At 60.2% G+C, this 18,420-nt stretch carries 15 protein-coding genes and 1 pseudogene; 11 read left to right on the top strand and 5 right to left on the bottom strand.

Annotated elements, in window-relative coordinates:
* From BM194_RS20625 to BM194_RS07970, 5 genes are all read left to right on the top strand, one after another.
* Positions 1-839: NuoL/Nad5 family protein (locus tag BM194_RS20625; protein WP_422730644.1), on the top strand; the 839-nt coding region annotated here is incomplete at its 5' end.
* Positions 836-2,323: a complex I subunit 4 family protein gene (locus tag BM194_RS07985; protein ID WP_218155380.1), complete on the top strand. Its 1,488-nt coding sequence runs from the start codon at positions 836-838 to the stop codon at positions 2,321-2,323. The genes BM194_RS20625 and BM194_RS07985, both read left to right, overlap by 4 nt.
* Positions 2,323-3,732, top strand: a complete 1,410-nt coding sequence (locus BM194_RS07980; RefSeq protein ID WP_092845481.1) for an NADH-quinone oxidoreductase subunit N — start codon at positions 2,323-2,325, stop codon at positions 3,730-3,732. Before BM194_RS07985 ends, BM194_RS07980 begins: the two co-directional genes overlap by 1 nt.
* Before the next feature lie 193 nt (positions 3,733-3,925).
* Positions 3,926-4,678 carry an SUMF1/EgtB/PvdO family nonheme iron enzyme gene (locus BM194_RS07975; protein WP_244890910.1) on the top strand — a complete coding sequence of 251 codons (753 nt, stop codon included), beginning with the start codon at positions 3,926-3,928 and terminating at the stop codon, positions 4,676-4,678.
* A gap of 264 nt (positions 4,679-4,942) precedes the next feature.
* The gene (locus BM194_RS07970; protein ID WP_092845479.1) at positions 4,943-5,125 is read left to right on the top strand and encodes a hypothetical protein; all 183 of its coding nucleotides are present in this window, start codon (positions 4,943-4,945) and stop codon (positions 5,123-5,125) included.
* A gap of 104 nt (positions 5,126-5,229) precedes the next feature.
* Here BM194_RS07970 and BM194_RS07965 read toward each other — a convergent pair whose 3' ends face one another.
* A complete protein-coding gene (locus tag BM194_RS07965; RefSeq protein WP_092845477.1) occupies positions 5,230-6,747 on the bottom strand; it encodes a TolC family outer membrane protein in 1,518 nt (505 codons plus the stop codon).
* Between the two features lie 297 nt (positions 6,748-7,044).
* Here BM194_RS07965 and BM194_RS07960 point away from each other — a divergent pair, with 297 nt between their 5' ends.
* The 4 genes from BM194_RS07960 (at position 7,045) to BM194_RS07950 (ending at position 10,499) form a co-directional block, all read left to right on the top strand.
* Complete coding sequence (locus BM194_RS07960) at positions 7,045-8,025, top strand: lipid A deacylase LpxR family protein (RefSeq protein WP_092845475.1); 981 nt, start codon at positions 7,045-7,047, stop codon at positions 8,023-8,025.
* A gap of 84 nt (positions 8,026-8,109) precedes the next feature.
* Entirely contained in the window at positions 8,110-8,880 is a 771-nt protein-coding gene (locus BM194_RS07955; protein ID WP_092845473.1) for a MipA/OmpV family protein, read from the top strand.
* 105 nt (positions 8,881-8,985) lie between these two features.
* Complete coding sequence (locus BM194_RS20900) at positions 8,986-9,429, top strand: phospholipase D-like domain-containing protein (protein ID WP_244890909.1); 444 nt, start codon at positions 8,986-8,988, stop codon at positions 9,427-9,429.
* Between the two features lie 26 nt (positions 9,430-9,455).
* Complete coding sequence (locus BM194_RS07950; protein ID WP_244890908.1) at positions 9,456-10,499, top strand: phospholipase D-like domain-containing protein; 1,044 nt, start codon at positions 9,456-9,458, stop codon at positions 10,497-10,499.
* Between the two features lie 33 nt (positions 10,500-10,532).
* On the opposite strand, the gene BM194_RS07945 is transcribed toward BM194_RS07950, so the two are convergent.
* The 3 genes from BM194_RS07945 to BM194_RS07935 all read right to left on the bottom strand — a co-directional run bounded on the left by BM194_RS07945 (position 10,533) and on the right by BM194_RS07935 (position 15,879).
* The gene (locus BM194_RS07945) at positions 10,533-11,210 is read right to left on the bottom strand and encodes a hypothetical protein (protein ID WP_092845471.1); all 678 of its coding nucleotides are present in this window, start codon (positions 11,208-11,210) and stop codon (positions 10,533-10,535) included.
* A 224-nt stretch (positions 11,211-11,434) separates the two neighbouring features.
* The gene (locus tag BM194_RS07940; protein ID WP_092845469.1) at positions 11,435-14,614 is read right to left on the bottom strand and encodes an efflux RND transporter permease subunit; all 3,180 of its coding nucleotides are present in this window, start codon (positions 14,612-14,614) and stop codon (positions 11,435-11,437) included.
* On the bottom strand, positions 14,611-15,879 hold the full coding sequence (locus BM194_RS07935) for an efflux RND transporter periplasmic adaptor subunit (protein ID WP_092845467.1): 1,269 nt from the start codon (positions 15,877-15,879) through the stop codon (positions 14,611-14,613). Before BM194_RS07935 ends, BM194_RS07940 begins: the two co-directional genes overlap by 4 nt.
* 120 nt (positions 15,880-15,999) lie before the next feature.
* On the opposite strand from BM194_RS07935, the gene BM194_RS07930 reads away from it, so the two are divergent.
* Positions 16,000-16,617, top strand: a complete 618-nt coding sequence (locus tag BM194_RS07930) for a TetR family transcriptional regulator (RefSeq protein WP_092845465.1) — start codon at positions 16,000-16,002, stop codon at positions 16,615-16,617.
* A gap of 384 nt (positions 16,618-17,001) precedes the next feature.
* On the opposite strand, the pseudogene BM194_RS07925 reads toward BM194_RS07930, so the two are convergent.
* Positions 17,002-17,817 (bottom strand): annotated as a pseudogene (locus BM194_RS07925) (IS30 family transposase); the annotation flags it as partial.
* On the opposite strand from BM194_RS07925, the gene BM194_RS07920 reads away from it, so the two are divergent.
* On the top strand, positions 17,743-18,060 hold the full coding sequence (locus BM194_RS07920; protein WP_422730645.1) for a MipA/OmpV family protein: 318 nt from the start codon (positions 17,743-17,745) through the stop codon (positions 18,058-18,060). The pseudogene BM194_RS07925 and the gene BM194_RS07920 overlap by 75 nt on opposite strands.
* The last annotated feature ends 360 nt before the right edge of the window (positions 18,061-18,420 follow it).

The raw sequence follows: 18,420 nt of genomic DNA, 5'->3' as shown, positions 1-18,420 counted from the left end.
TAAATACGATGCGTCTTGGGCGCCTGCTTCCTGGGATTGCAGCGGCGACCATGGTCGCCAGTCTGGCGCTGGCAGGGGTTATCCCGCTGAGTGCAGCGTGGAGTAAGGAGAAGATCATCACTGCCGCTGGTCATCCGGCGTCCTGGCTGGCCGTGATCGCCGCCATCGCTGGGGGGCTTAGCGCGTTGTATGCGACACGCTTTCAATTATTGGCATTCGGGCGGGGGCTACATGGCCGCACGAGAACGGCTCCATCCCAACCAGGGCACTCTGCGGTGGAAGCCGGTGCGCTCTACCTGCTCTCGGCAGGCACGCTCGTGCTGTCGGGACTCTGGTGGCCCGGTGTCGGAAGCACCCTTGCTGACCTGCTGTCGATCCAGCTTCCTAAAACCAAATTGTGGGAATTGACCTTGTCGCTACTGTTGGTGGCGCTGGGCATTGGTGTTGGGTTTTGGGCGGTGCGCCGTGAAGTGTCGAGCCAGAGCCGGCAGAGCGAGAAGCGTGCCGCTATGGCGAACTGGATTGGTCTGCCGGCTCTGGCGGAACAGGGTGTGGAGACAGTCATGCGGTTCAGCCATGGCCTGGCACGCTTCGATGATCGCGCCGTGGATGCCGGCATTCGTGCTAGCGCCCGTTTTGGCGTATGGCTGGCCAGGGTGGGTGATCAACGTGGCGAAGGGGCATTCGATGGCGCAACGGGCCTGCTGGCGAAAGGCGTCGACTGGGCGGGTCAAGTAACGCGCCAGGCCCACACCGGACAGATGCATCATTATTACACCGGTATCGCGTCAGGACTCGCCGTGATCCTGCTAATCCTGGGCATAGGAGCGCTCCTTTGATTTTGACTGCAACCTTGGGGCTCCCCATGCTGGGGGCCCTTGTCATCGCCGTTTCACGCCGCTGGACAGAGACCACGGCTCGTCTGTTTGCCGTTGGGGTTTCCCTGTTGCCTGTGTTCTTGCTGGCCTGGGCTTGGCTGCAGTTCGATACGCAAGGCGCACTATTTCAGTTTGTCGAAGAGGTACCCTGGGTACCCAGCCTGGGCATGGGATACCGGCTAGGCGTGGACGGCATTGCGCTGGCTGTCGCGACGATGAGTGCCCTGGTCTTCTCGGCCAGTATCGCCTACCCCGTCGATACGCAGAACCAGCCTCGGCAATACTATGCCTGGATGCTTTTCCTGCAGTCCGTGTCGCTTGGCGTCTTCCTCGCGCTGGACCTGCTGCTTTTCTATGTCTTTTTCGACCTGAGCCTGGTGGGGATGTTTTTCCTGATCGGCCGCTGGGGGCACGGCCAGGCGCAGCTTGCCGCGTTCAAGTTCTTCCTTTACACCTTCTGCGGCTCGCTGCTACTGCTGCTGGCGATCATCGGGCTTTATCTGTCGGTCGAGCCGCATACGTTTGATATGCGAGTACTGATCGAGCAGCAGCCATTGGCGGGAGGGGGTGTGGCCGCTGGTCTCGTGTTCCTCGCCCTCATGATCGGCTTCGCCATCAAGACCCCCATCGTGCCCGTGCATACCTGGCTGCCCCAAGCGCATGTCGATGCTCCCGGACCGGCCTCGGCGGTTCTCGCTGGGGTGCTGCTCAAGATGGGTACCTACGGCATTATCCGCATTCCTTACTCGATGATGGGAGAGACCTTTGCCCGCTACGCCCTGATCATCGCTCTCTTTGCTGTCGCATCGATTCTCTATGGGGCTTTCGTGGCATTGGGTCAGAGAAATCTGAAGCGACGCATTGCCTATACCTCGATAAACCACATGGGCTACACGGTGCTGGGGATCGCGGTGGCCGGTGCCCTGATTCAGGATACAGAGTACGCCCGCGAGCTGGCCCTGGTGGGGGCGACGGTAGAGATGGTGGCCCACGGCCTGATTACCGGGGCGTTGTTTCTGATCTGTGGCTCGTTCTGGCAGCGCACTCAGGAGTACGATCTGGATAGCTATGGTGGACTGCTCCGGCAGGCCCCGCTGCTAACAGCGTTCACCGTTCTCGCCTCGTTTGCCAGCCTGGGCCTTCCTGGCCTGGCCGGCTTCGTGGCGGAATTTCACATCTTTGCCGGCACCTTTGACGTCTACCCCTGGCTAGCCGTGATTGGCGTGCTGGGCATTCTGGTCACGGCATCGCTGTTCCTGCAGATGCTGCAGAAGCTGTTCTTCGGAACGCTGCCACAGCGCTGGGCTCACTTTGAGGATCTTCATGCGGTTGAGTGGGGTGTGCTCGCGGTGCTATCGGCAGGCTTCGTGATCATCGGTATAGCGCCGGAGTTCTTGCTGACACTGATCGAAGCCTCTGCGACGCTGCTGGTGGGGGGGCCCTGATGCCTATCGGTGACGTCCTACCGGAAATCAGTCTAACGCTCGGCGCCGTAGTTATTGTGTTGTTCGCTGCGTTTACTCGGCAACAGCACCACCACTGGGCAGCCGTGCTGGCCCTGCTCACGATTGCCCTCTGTGTAGTGCTGACCTTAGCGCAGTGGAGTGGACCGCCAAGGCTGACGTTCTCCGGTGTGTGGGCTCTGGATGGCGTGGCAATCTCCAGCAAGCTGGTGGTACTGATCGCCGGTGCACTGGTCGTTGCCATGTCTCCTGAGTGGATGCGGACCGATCGCCGACATGGCGAATACTACGCGTTGGTGCTGTTCGCTCTGCTGGGCGTCATCATGATGGCGTCAGCTAGCGATACCATGGAGCTGGTGCTAGGCGTGCTGTTGTCCTCGGTAGCCAGTTACCCGCTGGCCGCCTATCACCGTGGCTGGGCGCCCGCGCTGGAAGCTGGCATGAAGTACTTTCTGATCGGTGCCTTGACCAATGCATTGCTGACGATCGGTGTGGTGGTGGTGTTCGGCCTGACCGGTAACACCGGCTATCCGGAAATTGCTCAAGGATTCGCCGAAGGCAGTGACAACCTGGCGCTGACCATCGCCACGGCTTCAATTGTACTGGGCCTGACCTTCAAGCTGGCGGCCTTTCCTGCCCACGCCTGGATGCCGGATGTGGCCCAGGGCTCTCCGGCACCGGCGGCGGCCTTTTTGACGGTGATCCCCAAGATCGGTGCTGCCGTCGCGTTGGCCCGTTTTGTATCAATACTCCCTCCGGATGTTGCCTGGCGAGCGATTGTAGCCATGATTTCGGTCACAACCATGACGCTGGGTAACGTGGCCGCACTGCGACAGACAGACGTGCGGCGCCTGCTGGGTTGGTCATCGGTCTCCCAGTCCGGTTATGCCCTGATGGCGATTGTGGTGATGGGAGCCAGCGAGCAGGCCCTGTCGGCTCTGGTGTTCTTTTTGGCTAGCTACGCCATTGCCAACCTGGCGGCCTTCGCCGTGGTCACACACCTGAGAGGGCGTACCGCACTGGACGATTATCAGGGGCTGGCCAGAAAAGTACCGATTGCTGCAATGATACTGATTGCGTCGCTGTTATCCCTGGTGGGCATCCCGCCGCTGATTGGTTTCTTTGGCAAGTTCATGTTGTTCAGCGTCACGATCGAAGGGGGATACACCTGGCTGGCCTTCGTGGCCGCCGCCAATACCGTTATCTCGCTTTTCTATTACCTGCGCATCGCGGCCTTGATGATGTTTAGCGGTGCCCGGCCCATCGTGCATGTGCTGTTGGGACAATGGGCACGGTCCACCATGGTCGTGGCTGGCTTGCTGCTGATTGTCGGGGGGCTTGGCGTAGAGACACTCATGATATTCACCGACTCGATACGCTTTGCACTGTAGGTATTGGCAGGTCTGGCGGCCTGTCTGAGCAAGTTCAATGGAGTATTACTTAGGAGGGAGTCACTTATGTCATCTGCTCAAGGTTTGGCTATCGACACGCCTGATAGCCTGCATACCAAGGAGTGGCTGCGCACGTACCAGCGGGTTCGCGCCGCCACTGAGGATCTGTGCGCCTCTGCACAAGGAAGACTACATGGTGCAGAGCATGCCGGATGTCAGCCCGCCGAAATGGCACATTGCCCATGTCAGCTGGTTCTTCGAAGCCTTCATCCTGAAACCCTTTCACCCTTCCTATCAGACCCTCGATCCTGCGTACGATTACCTGTTCAATTCTTACTACGAGACCCACGGTACGCCGTTTCCGCGTCCCGATCGCGGCATGATCTCACGGCCCACCGTGGATGATGTGTATCGCTATCGTGCGCACATCGACCGGGCCATGGCAGAGCTGCTTAGCGACCCGCCGCAGGAACACTTGCCCGAGATTCTTCGACGTCTCGAGCTGGGCCTGCCGCATGAGCAGCAGCACCAGGAACTGCTGTTCATGGATATCAAGCATATCCTGGCCCAGAACCCGCTGTGCCCGGCTTACCGGAATGACCTGACGCCGCCACCTGCGCGTGACATGGGCGAGCTTGGCTGGCACGCCTATCCGGCTGGGGTGAGGCACATTGGCCATGACCAGGCCGAGAAAAGCTTTGCCTACGACAATGAGATGGGACGCCACCGTCAGTTTGTCGAGGCTTTTCAGATTGCCGACCGTCCGGTGACCAACGGCGAGTTTCTCGCGTTCATGAAGGCGGGGGGTACGACACACCTGACTACTGGCTATCGGATGGTTGGGCGACGGTCAAGGCAGAAGGCTGGAAGGCACCACTCTACTGGGTCGAGCGGGATGAAATCTGGCATCACTATATCTTGGGCGGCCTGGTGCCGGTCGACATGAATGCGCCGGTGTGCCACGTCAGCTTCTTTGAAGCCGATGCCTATGCGCAGTGGGCCGGGGCCCATAAGCTCTGGGACTCCATCCAGGCCGTTCTGGCGCTACCAGACGATACCCGGCTCTTTACGGGGCATGACTACATGCCTGGACCCTGCCGTCTCTACAGGTCAACATTCGTGGCGGCGCCTTGCCGGAACCGGAAGATAACCAGAACAGGGGTTCGGATCATCAGCTTTCGCAAAGCTAATACACGAGAGGTTAAGCCCTATGATCAAGCGACTGGCGGATAAGGAGGGCGAAGTCAGGGAGCTAACAGACGAGGACGTTAAGCAGATGCGCCCGATGGGCGACGTGCTGCCTATGGAATTCCAGCGCACCATCAGGCAAGGGATTAGCGTGACCACAGCAAGCCCCTACCAAAGTGGAAACCACCATGCGGTTATCGCCTGATGTGGTAGACCATTACTCTTCGGGAAATCAAAAAATACAGGAAACCAGCCTTAACGACCAATTCCCTGCATTCATGCAGAACGATTCACCTGCTCCTGGTGATTCTACTGCTCCGGCGGCTGCGGCGGTTCGCCGATATCCATGACCGCATCGAGGTCGGCGCCGCCACCTTCGGGCAGTTCGAGGGTGACCGCGTGCTCTTCCCGTAGCCATTCATTCAGGGAACGGATGTTGCTGGTGTCGAGCACGCCCGTCTGTTGACGCAGCGCGATCAGATCGATGACGTAATTATAGCGCGCCTCGGCGTAGTTGGAGAGGGCATTGTACAGGCTCTGCTGAGAGTTAAGCACGTCGACGATATTGCGCGTTCCCACCTCGTAGCCGGAGCGGGTGGCTTCCAGCGCGCTACGGTTGGAGACGATCGCCTGGCGCTGTGCCTCTACGGTCTGGACATCGTTGATCACCTGGGTGAACAGCGAGCGCACCTGCTGGATGGTGATGCGACGCTGCTCCTCGAAATCATACTGGGCCGACTCCAGCAGATAGGTTTGCTGATTGACCTGGGCGCTGGTACTGCCGCCGTTGAAGATCGGCAGGCTGACGGATAGGCCGACCTCGCTGCCGGAGTTGTGGCCGCGCACGTAATCGATGTCGCTGTCGGAATAGTCGTAGCGGGCATAGGCATCGAGGGTCGGCAGATAGCCGGACTGGGCGATGTCCACGTTCCGGTTGGCGATGTCGACCGCTTCCCCCGAGGAAAGCAGCGTGGGGTTGTTCTCCAGTGCCAATGCCACCCAGGTGTCCCGCGACGTAGGCTGCGGCGCTTCGATGGGTAACTCGTCGCCCAGGCCTTCAATGCTCTCGTAACGCTTGCCGGTCAACCGCTCCAGCGTCTCGAAGCTGACCTGCAGGTCGTTCTGCGCGGCGATGCGCTGGGCCCGGGCCTGGTCGGCGGCGGCCTGTGCTTCGTGCACGTCGGTGATTGCGATCAGCCCGACCTCGAACTGCTCGCGGGCCTGCTCCAGCTGGCGACCAATGGCCCGCTCCTGGGCCACCCGGGCGGCAAGTACGTCCCTGGCGCGCAGAATTTCGAAATAGGACTGGGAAACGTTGAACAGCAGCTGCTGACGGTCGCTTTCCAGCAGCAGGGCCTGCTGGTCGATATCCTCCTCGGCGCGCTGTAATTCGTACCAGTTGGTCGCGTCGAACAAGGCTTGGGTCGCTTCCACGCCGATGCTGGTCGAGTTGTAGTTGTCATCCTCTCCGCGCGTGCCGACGCCCAGGCCCCCACCGCCGGACGCGCCATCGCCCAAACTGTCCACGGCACCGTTCCCCGCACTTTCCTGGCTCTCGTAGGTGCGGTTGTTAGCGGCGTTGGCGGTCGCGTTGACTTGTGGCAGCAAATCGCCGCGCTGCACGTTGCGTGCGGCTTTGACGCTGTCGTAGATCGAACGTGACGAGGCCAGTTCGGCGCTGTTCTCCAGCGCATCGCGGGTGATGGTCAGCAGATCGGCGGCGTGGGCCTGTGACGATATTGCCGCCGCCACCAGCAGTGGCAACAATTTGCGGCGTATCGAGACAGACTTGGCGCGGGAACGCAGGGAAGGTCCTTGGGACGGCATCGACGTTATCCTTTCATTAGACGTGCGCGGTATTATACATACGAAGGCGCATGTTTTCTCAGCCTGATGGAATACAGTGCAGGTATTATGCATACGTAAGCGGCTCCATGGGCAACATGAATGCCGCCATGGAACGACAAAGCCAAGGGGTGGGGCTCTTACACGCCGTCAAGGAACCTACACAGCCGATGTTCTCTAAAAATGGGTATATATAGTAAATAGGCAGATTTTCTTCACAAATTCACATACGCTGTCGTATGTTAATGGTCTGTCAGCTATCAGCTCTGGAGAGGAAATATGCATAGTGGACGTCTGTGGGTGCTCTTCTTGTTACTGTTTCCCCTCGCCACCTCGGCGTCCGCCGATGGCCTGTTCTCTCTCAAGGTGGAAAACGACTCGCTCTCCGCCGGCGGCGATGGCCATTATACCAATGGCATCGAGGGGTTCTGGGCCTTCGAGCCCGTTGACGGGCACTGGACGCGCCGTTTCGCCGAGGCGCTTCCGGGCTGGTCGGTAGGCAGCCTGGATGGCGTGGCCTACCGCTTCGGGCAACAGATGTATACGCCCAACGAGATCGGTGCCGAGAAGCTGATCGAGGACGATCGCCCCTATGCTGGCCTGCTGTATGGCGGGGTCTCGCTGTTCGACAACGAGCAGCATGACGGCTGGCGACAAGCAGACAGCCTGCACCTGGATGCGGGTATCGTGGGGCCGGCCTCCGGCGCCGAGGAAGTCCAGCGCAACTTTCACAACCTGATTGCTGCCGAAGAGCCGGAGGGCTGGGATAATCAGCTCGACAACGAGCCGGTCGTCAACCTCGCCTACGAGCGCGCCTGGGTATTACAGCAACGTCTCGCCGGGCTGGAAGTCGAATATGGACCGTCTGCGGGTTTTGCCCTGGGTAACCTGTACACCTTTGCTTCCAGCGGCCTGGGGCTGCGTCTGGGAGAAGGTCTCGATCGCAGCTTCGGCATCCCCGCGGTCGCCCCGGCCCATAGCGGGCAATCGTCCTTCCAGCCCGGTCACGGCTTCAGCTGGTACGTCTTCGCCAATCTCGAAGGCCGCTATATGGCTCATAATCTGCTGCTCGACGGCAACACCTTCGAGGACAGCCACTCCGTGGATCGTCGCGAATGGGTCGGCGATGCCCAGCTCGGCGCGGCGCTGACCTGGGATCGCTGGCAAGTGGCTTACACCTATGTGTGGCGCAGCGACGAATTCGAGGAACAAGGCGACTTCGATCAGTTCGGGTCGCTCACTCTTTCGACCTGGCTATAGGTGATAAAAAAGTGACATGGAAAAACAGCGCCCCCCGCCCCACCCCGGCCCGCCAGGGCGCTTCTTCCATCAGAGGATACTAAAATGCAGCTAGAACGCTTTCATGGTTGGCTGCCATTCGCTTCGCTTGCCCTATTGCTTGTTGCCACGCCGAGCGTGGCTGAACAGCAATGGGAAGGCAGTATCGGCGCCGGGGCACTCTATGCACCTGATTACCTGGGCAGTGACGATTACGAAACCAAGGCCTGGCCGACACTTAGTCTGAGCTACGGTGATCGCTTCTACTTCAATCTGCGCGATGGGCTCGGCTGGAATGCCGTTCGCCAAGGCAACTGGCGTGTATCGCCCTTTATCGGCTATACGCCGGGCCGTGACGATGATGACGACCTGCACCGCCTGGACGAGGTCGACGGCGGTGCCACCGCAGGTCTGCGCGTTGCCTACATCGACGACGCCTGGGTATACAGCGCCGCCGCCCAGACACCCTTCAGCGGCGACGTGGATGGCTACCAACTCGCGCTCAAGGCGCGCTGGAATGAACAGTTCAGCGAGCAATGGTCCGCCGCCTTTGGCCCGAGCCTGACCTACAGCAGCGCAGACTGGACCGAGGACATGTTTGATATCTCTTCAAGAGAAAGTGCGCGTTCCGGCCTGTCCGCCTACAACCCTGACAATGGTTACTTCCGTTTCGGCCTAGGCGGCAGCCTGAGCTACTGGCTGACGCCCGAGTGGTCGATTACCGGCCTGGCTGGCGTCTCACAACTGACGGGGGACGCCGAGGACAGCCCGATCGTCGAAGATATCGGCGATGCCACCCAGGCCTATGCCGGGGCCTTTATCCGCTATCGGTTCTAACGCGGCGGCTTGTGTCCTGTACGGCGCTCCACTCGATGGCGAGAGTTCCTGACGGATTGGCGCATAAGGCACGGCGGGAGGCTCCGATTCTCTCTGCTGTGCTGCTTGTTTGGCTTGTTGACGGGGTGCACCCTGCCGGCCCCGGACGGCCGTAGCGTTTCCAGCGCGCTGGGCAATGAGGAGGCCAGGGCCACCCAGCTTGGCCGGGCGATTGCGCCGCGGGTGGAAGCGCATCCCGGCAAGAGCGGCATCTATCCGCTACAGAATCCGCTCGACGCCTTTGCCGCCCGGGTACTGCTGGCGCAGGCTGCCGAGCGCACCCTCGATGTCCAGTACTATATCTGGCAGGGCGACACCACCGGCACTCTGTTGCTGGGCGCCTTGCATGCCGCCGCCGAGCGAGGCGTGCACGTCCGACTGCTGCTCGATGATAACGGCACCTCCGGCCTGGACAGCGAACTGGCCGCCCTGGCCACGCATCCCAACATTGAAGTGCGTCTGTTCAACCCCTTTGTGGTACGCAGCCCCAAGTGTGGTTGGGATGTCTGACCGATTTCTCGCGGGCTAACCGGCGCATGCACAACAAGTCCTTCACCGCCGACAACCAGGCCACCCTCATTGGCGGGCGCAATGTCGGCGATGATTATTTCGGGGCGGCCGAAGGCGTGTTGTTCGCCGATCTGGACGTGACCGCCGTCGGCCCGGTGGTGAAGAACGTGTCCAGCGACTTCGACCGCTATTGGGCCAGCGAGTCCTCCTATCCTGTCGAGCGGATCCTGCCAGCCGCCGACCGCGACCGGCTGGATCGACTGGCTGCGAGTGCGTCGAGCGTCGAACGCGACCCCGCCGCCTCGGCCTACATGATTGCAGTACGCCAGTCGGGTTTCGTACATGAACTGTTGGCCGGCCAGCTGGCCCTGGAGTGGGCCGCTACCCGCATGGTCAGCGATGATCCCGCCAAGGGGCTCGGCGACAGCGAAGAAGCCGGACTGCTGATCCACCAACTCGAAGAAGTCCTCGGCGTGCCGAGCCGGGATGTGGCGCTGGTCTCGCCCTATTTCGTGACCACGGCGGCAGGCACCGAGGCCTTTGGCGCGATGGCCAGACGCGGCGTCAAGGTCCGCATCCTGACCAATTTCCTGGACGCCACGGATGTAGTGGCCGTGCACGCCGGCTATGCTAAGCGGCGCAAGGCGCTGCTGGACGCTGGCGTCATCCTCTATGGAATGCGCAGCCTGCCATCTGTCAGCGAACGCGGCAGCGAGCGCCCCGGGCCTTTCGACAGCTCCGGCTCCAGCCTGCATGTCAAGACCTTCTCGGTGGATAGCGAGCGGGTACTCGTCGGCTCGTTCAATTTCGATCCGCGTTCAGCCAATCTCAACATCGAGCTCGGCTTCGTCATCGATAGCCCGACGCTGGCGCAAAGCATCGCAGCCGCATTCGACGACCAAATCCCCGCCTACGCCTACGAGGTTCGTCTGAGCGAGAAAGGCCAGCTCTATCGGCTCGAGCAACAGGGGGCAAAACACCTTTGCCATGACAGCGAGCCCAATATCGGCTTCCGGAAGCGCAGCGGTGTCTTCCTGCTATCGCTGCTGCCGATCAAGTGGCTGTTGTGAGCCCGATGATAAGACAAGGAAGCTCGGTCTATATCAATGAGCCGCATGTCCCCCATGATGTTTTCGCAGCAAGCCCATTTTGCGCAGACGGGTATGAGCATCGAGATACTCCTGCTGCGGAACGGAGCGATAGGCATCCTCGCTGGCCAGGTACTTGACCAATACACGCCGCTCATCGGGTATGCAGCAATCTCGACGCTTGCCGTGCAGCGTTACGATGACATCATTATCATCCTCCAACGTGGCCCGACAGAGGCCGGATTCATCGGGCGCCTCCTGCACAATCACTGTCTCGCCCAGCAGCGCTCGGGTAGCAGTTTTACGGGATTGGTGGCAGCGATGTTTCAATGCCTGACAGGTTGCCATACTCAGCGGTGCCGCGATGGCCAGGACCGCCCAAAGCATCACCAGACCTAGCGGGGCACGCCATATGCCTAATGATAGGTGTCGCAGCACAAGCCATTCCAAGGCAAAGCCAATCAACGTGCCATACAGCAACAGTGCGGTCAGCGCGATGGATGCCGGTACTCCACGAAACCCCAGTGACACCATGGTACTGGCGAGGTGGTCGTCACGAAGGCTGTCATGCTCGAAGAATTCGACAGGCGCCAGCCCCACCGCAACCAGCAACCAGTAGATGGCAACCAGACACAGCAGACCTACCAAGATAATAAGGGGAAAACTCAGGGCGGTCTGAACGAGAAGTTCCATGACGCACCTCCACAGCAACGCTGGTTGAGGAGTGAGAGACGTTTGAGTTCCTGAATACCGATGGTCCGTCAATGGACTCCTTGGCTATGAATTTAATCTGATCTTGTCCTATTTTTAAGATAGTCAAATCCGATGGTTCTGTCGGTAGGCTTTTTTAGAATCGTCAGCTCCTTTAAACAGCAAAGCCAAGGCTTTCGCCTTGGCTTTGCAGGATGGTCTATCAGTCAGCCTCGATCAGGTTCAGGATCCCCAGACGGTTCATTCTCCTTCCCGCGCTTGCGTGCCAGCCAGTGCGACACGTGCGCGATCATGGCGTAAAAGCTGGGTACGAAGAAGCTCGCCAGTATCGCCACCGAAAGCATCCCCACCGCCACCGTGGTGCCGATATGGTGACTGCTGGTTTCGCTGGCGCCGGTGGCTATGGCCAGCGGCAATGTCCCCAGGATGAAGGCCAGCGAGGTCATGACGATCGGGCGGAAGCGCAGCTCCGCCGCGTTAATCGCGGCCTCGCGAATCGACTGGCCCATCTCCTTGCGCTGCAGCTCGGCGAACTCGACGATCAGGATGGCGTTCTTGGCCGCCAGCCCGACCACCACCAGCATGCCGACCTCGACATAGATACTGGTATCCAGGCCGCGCAGCACGATCCCGCCAATCGCGCCGAGAAACGCGAAAGGCACCGCCGTCAATACCGCCAGCGGCAACGACCAACTCTCGTATTGGGCCGACAGGATCAGGAACACCATGACGATACCTAAGGCGATGGCAAGGGTGGCGGCATTGCCAGTGTTGGATTCCTGATAAGCCGTCCCCGTCCAACCCATGCCCCAGTTGTCTCCTAACACCTCGTTGACCACCTCTTCCATGGCGACAATCGCCTGACCCGAGCTGTACCCTTCGGCGGGGCCGCCCTGGAACTGAGCGCCGTTATAGACGCCGAAGCGCGTGACCACCGCGGGGCCTGCCTGGCGCTCCAAGGTAACGAACTCCGACAAGGGAATTCGCTCGCCGTCGCCGCCACGCACGAAGACCTTGTTCAGATCTTCAGGTGTCTTGCGGAATTCATCCTCGTTCTGCAGCAGTACCTGAAAGTTGCGGTTCTGGTAGGAGAAATAGTTGACGAAACCGCTGCCGAAGGTATTCGACAAGGTCGCGTTAAGGTCCTCGATCGCCACGCCATAACTCAGCGCCTTCTGTTGGTCGATCTCGGCCCGGTACGACGGCACGTTGACATTGAAGGTGGTAAACACCCGGTTCAGCTCGGGTCGCTCATTGGCCGCCTGCATGACCTTCAGTGACGCTTCGTAGAGCTCCCGGGAACTGGCCCCGGCGAAGGATTGCAGGTAACCGGTGAAACCTCCCGTCGTGGACAGACCGATGATCGGCGGCATGTTGAATGCCATCACCGTGCCACCCTTTATATCGGCGCCGATCTGCATGATCTTGCCGATCAGTTCGTTGGCCGTCAGGTCTCGCTCACTCCACGGCTCCATGTTGATGAACATGATGCCCCTTGCGGTATTGACCGCGCTCGACAGCATGTCGTAACCGGCCACCGCCGAGGAGTACTGTACGCCGGGAATCTTCTCGATTTCAGCGCTCAGCTCCTGCATATAGGCACTGGTGCGAGCCACCGAGGCCGCATCGGGTAGCGAGACACTGGCCAGCACGAGCCCCTGATCGGTTTCGGGCACCAGCGTCGAGGGGGTGCGCTCGTAGAGCCAGTAGGAGAATATACAGGTGGCGACCGCCAAGGCCAGCGTCAACACCCAGTGCTTGACCAGGATACGCACCACCCACATATAGACTCGCGTCACCCAGGCAAAGAAGCGGTCGAACAGGCGAAACGGCGTATGTAGGGCGTGCATCAGCTTCGAGTCGCCCATCTCCCGCTTGCGCTTGATGAAGATCGCCGTGAATGCCGGAGTGAAGGTCAACGCGATCAAGGCCGAAAACGCGACGGAAACGGCAATGGTCAGGGCAAACTGCTGATAGATCTGGCCGGTAAAGCCCCCCAGGAAGGCCACCGGCACGAACACCGCGGCCATGATCAATGACGTCGCAATAACCGGACCGCCCACCTCCTTCATCGCCTGGATCGTGGCGTCACGTACCGAGATGTTCTCGTCCTCCTCGAGTACCCGCTCGACGTTCTCCACTACAAGTATCGCGTCGTCCACCACGATCCCGATCGACAGCACCAGCGCGAACAGCGTCAGCAGGTTGATCGAGAAACCGAACATGAAGAGTCCAGCAAAGGTGCCCACAATCGCGACCGGCACGACCGACATGGCAATGACCGTGAAACGCCAGTTCTGCAGGAACACGAACAGGATCACCGCGACGATCAGGAAGGCCTCGATAAAGGTATGCAACACCGTCTCCACCGACGCATCGATGAACAGCGTGGTATCATAGGGCACCACGTATTCCATGCCCGGCGGGAAGCGACCGGCAACCTCCTCCATGGTCGCCTTGACGGTTTCGGCCGTTTCCAGGGCATTGGCACCGGGCTGCTGATTGATGATGATCGGCGTCATCGTCGCGCCATTCAGACGCGCATCGATACCATAGAAGGAAGCGCCCAGTTCGATGCGCGCCACATCCTCGAGTCGCAGCGACGAGCCATCCGGATTGGTGCGCAGATAGATATTACGAAATTGCTCGGCATCTGACAGGCGCCCACCGGCGGTGATGGTATAAGTGTAGGCACGCGGGTCGCCCTGCGGCGCCTGCGCCAGGCTGCCGGCCGGCACCTCGGTATTCTGCGCGCGAATGGTACTGGCCACTTCGGCCGGCGTCAGGTCATACTGGGCCAACTTGTCCGGGTCCAGCCAGATGCGCATGGCAAACTCGCCCCCTCCCAGCACCGAGGCATCGCCCACGCCCGGCACCTGGCGCAACTCGTCAAGGATGTTGAGCGTGGCGTAGTTCTGCATATAGATGTTGTTGTACTCACCGGATGGTGAGACCAGCGCGACCATCATCAGAATATCACTCGAGCGCAGCTCGACGGTGACCCCCTGATCCTGCACTTCCTGGGGCAGTTGCGATAGCGTCTGCTGAACCCGGTTGTTGACGTTGATGGTATTGATATCGCCATCGGTGCCGATACCGAACGCCACGTTCATGCTCATGCTGCCATTGTCGGCGCTCGTCGAGGTCATATAGATCATGTCCTCGACGCCGTTGATGGATTCGGCAATCGGGGCTGCTACCGTCTGCGCGACCGTTTCCGCGTCAGCCCCGGGGAAGGTGGCCCGCACCGACACCGTCGGCGGCACCACACTTGGATACTGCTCGATCGGCAGTGCGCGCATCGCCACCACCCCGACCAGGGCGAGAATCAGCGAGATGACCGTGGCAAAGATCGGCCGGCTGATGAAGAAGTTGGAAAAGTTCATTTGTTGCCTTCCTCACCATCTTCAGCCGCCGACGCCTCTTGGCCAGCTTCGGCCTGCCCGGCAGCTTCCTGCGCCTCGGCTTGCTCGGTAGCCTCCTCTTCCTCCGCCTGCGCGGAGAGCCGCTCGGCGTCGCCACCGAAGGGTTGCGGGTCGATGCTCGTGCCGGCCTCGAGGCCGCCAGGATCGCTGACAATAACGCGATCACCTGGCTCAAGCCCATCGGTGATGATCTCCCAGGGCCCGGCGGACTCACCGACCGTCACATTCCGCGTGCGCGCTGTGTTCTGCTCGTCCAGTACAAAGACCTGCGGGCCCATCAGCCCTTGCGTCACGGCGATTTCCGGCACCGCCAGCACATCGTAGCGCTTGAGGCCTTCGAGCCTCACACGCACGAACTGCCCCGGCAGGAAAAGTCCTTCGGGGTTGTCGAAGTGAGCGCTTGCCTGAACTGTGCTGGTAGATTCGCTAACCTGTGCGCCTAGAAAATCGAGCTGACCTTCCAGTGGTTCTACCGCGTTTCCGCTGATTGTGGGGAATTCGAGAACAGCAATAATCTCGCTCTGGCCTTCACGACGCTGTCGGCGCAGTTCGAAAGCGTCCTCCTGTGGCATCTGGAAGCGAACCTCAAGAGGATCGAGAGGTGTGATGGTTGCCAGTTCGGTCCCCGAGGCGACGAAATTGCCGACATTGACTTCGCTCAGGCTGATCTGGCCGCTGACAGGCGCCGTAACGTCGCTATAGTTAAGATCAATCTGGGCGCTTTCCAGCGCCGCTCTTGCCTGCGCGACGTTGGCTTCGGCGACACGCAATTCCGCCAGCGCCTGATCACGTTGCTGCTCGCTGACGGAGTTTTGACGCAGCAGCCGCTCGAAGCGCTCGGCATCGCGCCGTGCACGGTTTGCCTCGGCCTGGGCGCTCTTCAGGTCGGCCTCGCGCTGACGCACAATGGCCCGGTATACGTCGGGCTCGATGGTGTACAGGCTATCGCCCTTCTCTACCATTTCCCCAGGCTCGAAATGGCGTGCCTCCAGGGTCCCCTCGACGCGCGCGACCAGCCTGACCTCGTCGTCGCTGCGCAGCATCGCGGAGTAGGATTTATCCAGAGGAATGTCCCGGGGCGCCATCTCCGTGACCTGCGCAGTCCTTGGAGGAGGCTGCTGCCCCTGCCCCTGCCCGGCCTGTTCCTCTTCACCACATCCGGCCAGCGCCAACGCCATCAGGGCCATGCCAAGGCATAGTCTATGCCTGCTCGCTGCTACGCGCATCGCCTACTTCCTTAGTCGAGTCAACAAAGACGCCTAGACTACATCCATACATAAATGAATGTAAATATCGGCGCATTACGGTATGATGGCGACAAAGAGTCCGGACCCCTTAGTGTTACCATGCCCAGACGCACCAAAGCCGAAGCCGAAGCCACCCGCGAAGCCTTGCTCGATGCCGCCGAGGAGGTCTTCTTCGACAAGGGCGTGGCACGCGCCTCGCTCGAACAGATCGCCCGGCATGCCGGCATGACCCGTGGCGCGATCTACTGGCATTTCAAGGACAAGGCGGACCTGTTTCACGCCCTGCTCAATCGTGTGCGCTTGCCCTTCGAGGAATTGCTGGACGAGGTCAGGGAGACCTCCGGCATCGACTCCCCCCTGGAGACGCTGCGCTTGGCCTGCCATAACAGCCTGGTACGCATCGAGCGGCCCCGTGACCGGCGGACCCATGCCATCCTTCTGCATCGCTGCGAGTTCTTCAGCGACATCAATCCGTTGGAAATGCAGAATCGTCTGGTTCGCGAATGCCAGAAAAGCATGTACAAGCAATTACGTCATGCGCATGACCTAGGGCTGCTCGCCCCCGGCCTGGCTCCCGAGACCGCCACCCGGCTGCTGCAATCGATGCTTAGCGGCCTCGTCCACGACTGGCTGCGCGACCCTGCGAGCTTCCCATTACGCGACGAGGGCGGCGCACTGATCGACACACTATTCGGCCTAATCAGCTGGAACGCCTGATACACTCCGCATGTATGCAGAGCAGCATAGACGCTACAATGGCGCAGAGCACAGCGTAGAGGAGGCAGGGCAAAGGCCATAGACGCTCTCGAACTGGTCCGGGAACTGGGGTCTCGGATGGCGTATCATTGCGCCCGATACGCCCGCCCACGACTATCTCTATGCACACATGCTCTATGCACACATGCAGGTCGCGCTTGCGGTACTGGATCATTACCGGCTTGACCGGCGGCCTGCAGCTGGGGCCGGCGAACCTCTTCAGCTTCGTGGCGGGTGATCCCCTGTCCACCTGATGCTCGTCTTCTAGTAAATCACTGGACGGTTTTCAAAGCCGAACAAGTGCCCGTCCCATAAGTAGATATGGTTTCAACTATCCTTCTTGATTCAACCAATAAACGCAGCACCTGCGGTCTTCAATGCGCCTGAACATTCTCCCAGAAACACCTGGGCGGGCGTTCGGTAACCCAGGCGCTTCCTGGGCCGGTTATTGAGCTTCTCTACCACGCGTCGTAACTCGGCATCGCTCACTCTCCGAAAATCGGTGCCCTTTGGAAAGTATTGCCGAATCAGCCCGTCGGTGTTTTCGTTTGTCCCCCGCTGGCTGGAGCGGTAGGGATCGCAGAAATAGGTATCAGCGCTCACGGCCTGGGCCACCTGGCGATGGTCGGCGAATTCCGAGCCGTTATCTAGGGTGATGCTTTTCACGGCACCCCGACGAGGCTTCAGCAGCCGGGTCATGGCCTTGGCGGTGCCTCGTGCCGTAATGTGCGGCAACCTGGCGGCAAGCAAGTAGCCACTACGGCGCTCGACCAGCGTTACCAGGCCGGACGCCTTATGTCCCTTGAGGATCGGATCGCCTTCCCAGTGGCCGATGTACAGGCGGTCCTCTACCTCAGCGGGACGGTGCTCAATGCCCACACGATGGGGGATCTTGCCGAGTCCGGCGCGTCTGGCCAAGTGACGGTGGTAGCAGCGTCGCTGCGGTAACCGCAGGGCTTTCCAGAGGTTACCTCCACGCACCTTGTCGTCTCGGATAAGGGAGTAGATCCACTTATGGCTCACGCGGATGCCATTGGCATTGGCCATGAAGCCACTGATCTGCTCGGGGCTCCATTCGTCCCGCAATTGTCGGGTTATCCAGCGGACCAGGCTGGACAGGCGCTTGGTCGTCTTCCAGGCAAGTCGGCGTCGCCGGTCGCTGAAAGTCGCATCTCTTCGCGTGAAAGTGCGCGTTTCGGCCTGTCCGCCTACGGCCCTGACGAGGGTTACTTCCGTTTCGGCCTAGGCGGCAGCCTGAGCTACTGGCTGACGCCCGAGGAGTCGATTACCGGCCTGGCTGGCGTCTCACAACTGACGGGGGACGCCGAGGACAGCCCTATCGTCGATGATATCGGTGATGTCACCCAGGCTTATGTCGGGGCCTTTATCCGTTATCGGTTTTAATGCTACGGTATTTACCTACACCTTGCACGCAACGTGAAGGCTTACATGCTCCGGTTCCGCCATGCGGCGTTATTTAGCATGGCAAGCATATCTTCTCCCTGTTAGTCGCCAGCAAGGGACATATTTTCTCAACCGCGTCTGAGCGTGATTTCGACTGCCTATGCATGGGCCAACATCGACGTGGCAGCGCAGGTTGCCCCGCTTAAGCTGCCTAGATTCATAGAATGGCTGAAGCGGTCCCTAATATCCGGACCAGGCGCTAGTGCCGGGTCCCGGATGATTAATTACACGCTTCCAAATTAGTTCGGGACGGGCCCTGCAGTACACCAGACATTCCACCCACTGACGTAGCGTATCGGT

It is taken from the genome of Modicisalibacter xianhensis, assembly GCF_900113605.1.
In the GTDB taxonomy this organism is placed as follows: domain Bacteria; phylum Pseudomonadota; class Gammaproteobacteria; order Pseudomonadales; family Halomonadaceae; genus Modicisalibacter; species Modicisalibacter xianhensis.
This window is presented reverse-complemented; position numbering and strand designations above follow the sequence as displayed.